General features: G+C 61.6%; 3 protein-coding genes. 2 read left to right on the forward strand and 1 reads right to left on the reverse strand.

The window, feature by feature from the left end:
- Together VN623_RS03345 and VN623_RS03350 are read left to right on the forward strand one after the other, a co-directional pair.
- Nucleotides 1-1806: aminopeptidase P family protein (locus VN623_RS03345; protein ID WP_325568112.1), on the forward strand; the 1806-nt coding region annotated here is incomplete at its 5' end.
- A gap of 65 nt (nt 1807-1871) precedes the next feature.
- A complete protein-coding gene (locus tag VN623_RS03350) occupies nt 1872-2057 on the forward strand; it encodes a hypothetical protein (RefSeq protein ID WP_325568114.1) in 186 nt (61 codons plus the stop codon).
- A gap of 97 nt (nt 2058-2154) precedes the next feature.
- On the opposite strand, the gene ligA is transcribed toward VN623_RS03350, so the two are convergent.
- On the reverse strand, nt 2155-3804 hold a 1650-nt coding region (gene ligA / locus VN623_RS03355; protein ID WP_325568116.1), incomplete at its 5' end, for an NAD-dependent DNA ligase LigA.

The following is a 3804-nucleotide window of genomic DNA, read 5'->3' on the forward strand; positions in this document are numbered from 1 at the left end:
GTTGCTGAGCGCGTCAAGGCGCTGCGCGCGCTGATGGCCAAAGCCAAGCTCGACGCCGTGCTCGTTCCGCGCGCCGACAGGCATCAAGGCGAATACGTCCCAGCATCCGCCGAGCGCTTGCAATGGCTGACGGGATTTTCCGGTTCCGCTGGCATCGCCGCCGTCGCGAAAAAGTCCGCGGTGTTGTTCACGGATGGCCGCTACACGGTGCAGGCCGACGCCGAAACCGACAGAGGCATTTTCGAAGTCTCTCTCTTGCCGCGGCTGAAAATCGCCGAGTGGCTATCGACCACGCTCGCCAAAGGCCAGACGGTGGGCTTCGATCCCTGGCTGCACACCGCCGGAGAGATCACGCGTCTGAAAGCCGCTCTCGCGCTCAAGGGCATCAAACTCAAAGCCCTTGCGAAGAACCCGATCGACACGCTGTGGGGCAAGGCGCGCCCGAAGCCGCCGTCCGGTCCAGTCATCGCCCAACCCCTGGCGCTCGCCGGCAAATCCGCCGCTGAAAAGATCGCGCACGTTCAGGCGCTTTTGAAGAAGGACGGCCAAAACGCCGTCATCCTGACGATGCCGGATTCGATCTGCTGGTTGTTGAACATTCGCGGCAGCGACGTGGCGCACAGCCCGGTTGTGCTGGCCTTCGCAATCGTGCCGGTGACCGGCAAAGTCGAACTTTTCGTCGATGCCACACGGTTGGACGCCGAGGCGCGCGCGCACCTAGCCCCGGTCGCCAAACTCTTACGGCCCGGCGCACTCGCCGATCGGCTGACAGCGCTCAAAAAGCACCGCAAGCGGGTGCGCTTCGACCCCGAGTCTGCCGCCTACTGGTTCGAAACCAAGCTCGGAAGCCGCGCCATATCTCGCGGACAGGATCCGTGCATTCTGCCGAAGGCGATCAAAACCGGCGCCGAAATGACCGGCGCACGGGCAGCGCACGTTCGCGACGGCAAGGCCGTCGTCCGGTTTCTGGCTTGGCTCGACGGCAGAGCTGCGGATGGAACGCTCGACGAGATCACGGCCGTCCGCAAGCTCGAAGAGTTTCGCCGCGATACGAATATGTTGCGCGACATCAGCTTCCCGACGATTTCGGGCTCCGGTCCCAATGGCGCTATTGTCCACTATCGAGTCACCGAGGCAACCAATCGCCGGATGAACCTCGGCGAATTATTCCTTGTCGACAGCGGCGCGCAGTACCAGGACGGCACGACCGACATCACGCGAACGGTCGCCATCGGTGAGCCGAGTGAAGACATGAAACGGCATTTCACTGCCGTTCTGAAAGGCCATATCGCGGTTGCCACTGCTCGCTTTCCCAAAGGCACGCGCGGCATCGACCTCGACCCTTTCGCGCGCCGCGCCCTGTGGGCCATCGGCGCCGATTTCGACCACGGCACCGGACACGGCATTGGCAGCTATCTCTCGGTCCATGAGGGTCCGCAGTCGATATCGCGCGCCGGCATGGTCCCGCTGCAGCCCGGCATGCTGATTTCGAACGAGCCCGGCTTTTATAAGGTGGGTGCCTACGGCATCCGCATCGAGAACGTCGTGCTCGTCACCGAGCCCGAAAAGACGTCGGACAGCGAACGTCCGATGATGAGTTTCGAAACCCTGACGCTGGCCCCGATCGATTTGCGGCTCATCATCGCCGAGATGCTCTCCAGCGAAGAGCTCGCATGGATCAACGCCTATCATGCGCGGGTCTTCGAAACGCTGTCGCCCAGTCTCGATCAAGAGGCGTCCGACTGGCTGCAGCATGCGACGCGACCCATGCAGTCTGCGCAAGTCTCGCTGCTGTCACAGTCGTAACAGCAGCAGGCCCCATTGTTCCCTTAGCGTCTGCTTCAATGCAGTCGCGATAGGAGCAACCCCCGATGATCCCGATTCACGAAGTCAGCGCCGCGCCACATTTTCCACAGGCCTACAAATCGGCACAACCCACAGTGACACGGCCCGAAGCCGTCATTTCCGCATTGATGGTCGCCGCCGAAGGTTCGAAGGACGTCGAAATTACGGAGCACGACGGCGAAATTTACATCGCGATCACCGCAACCCGGTGACCGTTAACACGTTATCATCCCGGGGCTAGTCCCCGGGATCTAGACATCAGCAAGCGCCGGCGTTCGTTGAGACTGCGTTCTGGATGGCAGAAAAACTCTAGGTGGCGTGACCGATAAGCGCGAGCCATTCGTCCTCGGTCAACACCGTCACGCCGAGCGCCTGCGCGTTGGCGAGCTTCGATCCCGCATCAGCACCCGCCACAACGTACTCCGTCTTCTTCGAAACGGAACTCGCGACCTTGGCGCCAAGCCGTTCGGCGAGCGCTTTCGCCTCATTTCGCGTCAACTTCGCCAACGAACCGGTGAAGACGACGGTCTTTCCGGTAACGGGTGAGTCCTTTGCCTGCGGGCGCTCGAACGGCTTCAACGTCAATTCCTTGAGCAGCGCATCGATCTGCTCGCGATTGTGTTGCTCGGCAAAAAAGTCGATCAGCGCATCGACCACCGTCTCGCCAATACCTTCGATGTCGTCGATCTCGCGATAGGCCTCGCTGCCTTTGCCGCCTTCGATCGCGGCATCCACGGCCGTCCGCAGCGCCTCGAACGTCCCATACGCCTTGCCTAGGTCTTTGGCCGTCGTCTCGCCGATATGCCGGATGCCGAGCCCATAAAGAAAACGCTCCAGCGGCACGCTACGGCGCGCATCGATCGCCGCGAAAAGTTTGCCGACCGATGTCTTGCCGAAACCTTTGAGCGTTGCCAGCGGCTCCGGATGCTTTTGGTCACGCTCTTGCAACGTGAAGATGTCGGCGGCCGATTTGATCCGGCCATCATCGAACAGAAACTCGATCTTCTCCGCCCCTAAACCTTCGATATCGAGTGCATTTCGCGACACGAAATGCTTCAGGCGCTCTTTCACCTGCGCCGGACAAATGAGGCCGCCCGTGCAACGGCGAACCACGTCGGCCGTGCCGCCGTCCTCATCGGATTCGCGCACTGCGTGACTGCCGCAGATAGGGCATATGGTTGGAAACTCGAAAGGCTTCGCCGACTTCGGCCGCTTGTCGAGAATGACTTCGACGATCTGCGGGATGACGTCGCCGGCCCGTTGCACGACGACGGTATCGCCCTCGCGGATATCCTTGCGCGCGATCTCATCCTCGTTATGCAGCGTCGCGTTCGAGACGACGACGCCGCCGACCGTCACCGGCTCGAGCTTGGCAACGGGCGTCAGCGCGCCAGTGCGCCCGACCTGGATGTCGATTTTGTTGAGAACCGTCGTGGCACGCTCGGCGGCGAACTTATGCGCGATGGCCCAGCGCGGCGAACGCGACACGAACCCGAGGCGCTGTTGATAGTCGAGCCGGTTCACTTTGTAGACGACACCATCGATATCGTAACCGAGCGACGAGCGCCCGCTTTCGATCTCCCGATAGAAGGCGATGAGATCATCGGCCGTTGCCGTGACGCGCATCAACCGATTGACGGGAAGCCCCCAGCGTTTGAATGCGGCGATGACGCCGGCTTGCGTGTCGGCCGGTAATTTCGATGCAGCGCCCCAGGCGTAGGCGAAAAACCGCAACGGCCGCTTGGCCGTGATCGAGGAATCGAGTTGGCGCAGCGAGCCCGCCGCCGCATTGCGCGGATTGGCAAAGACCTTATCGCCGCTCGCCGCCTGCGCCGCGTTAAGTTTGGCGAAGTCCTCGTGCCCAAGATAAATCTCACCGCGGATATCGATGACGTCCGGTATGTCTTTGCCTTTTAGCGCGTGCGGAATCTCCGAGATCGTCTTGACGTTGGCGGTGAC

Source organism: Hyphomicrobium sp. (assembly GCF_035572195.1).
GTDB lineage: Bacteria > Pseudomonadota > Alphaproteobacteria > Rhizobiales > Hyphomicrobiaceae > Hyphomicrobium_B.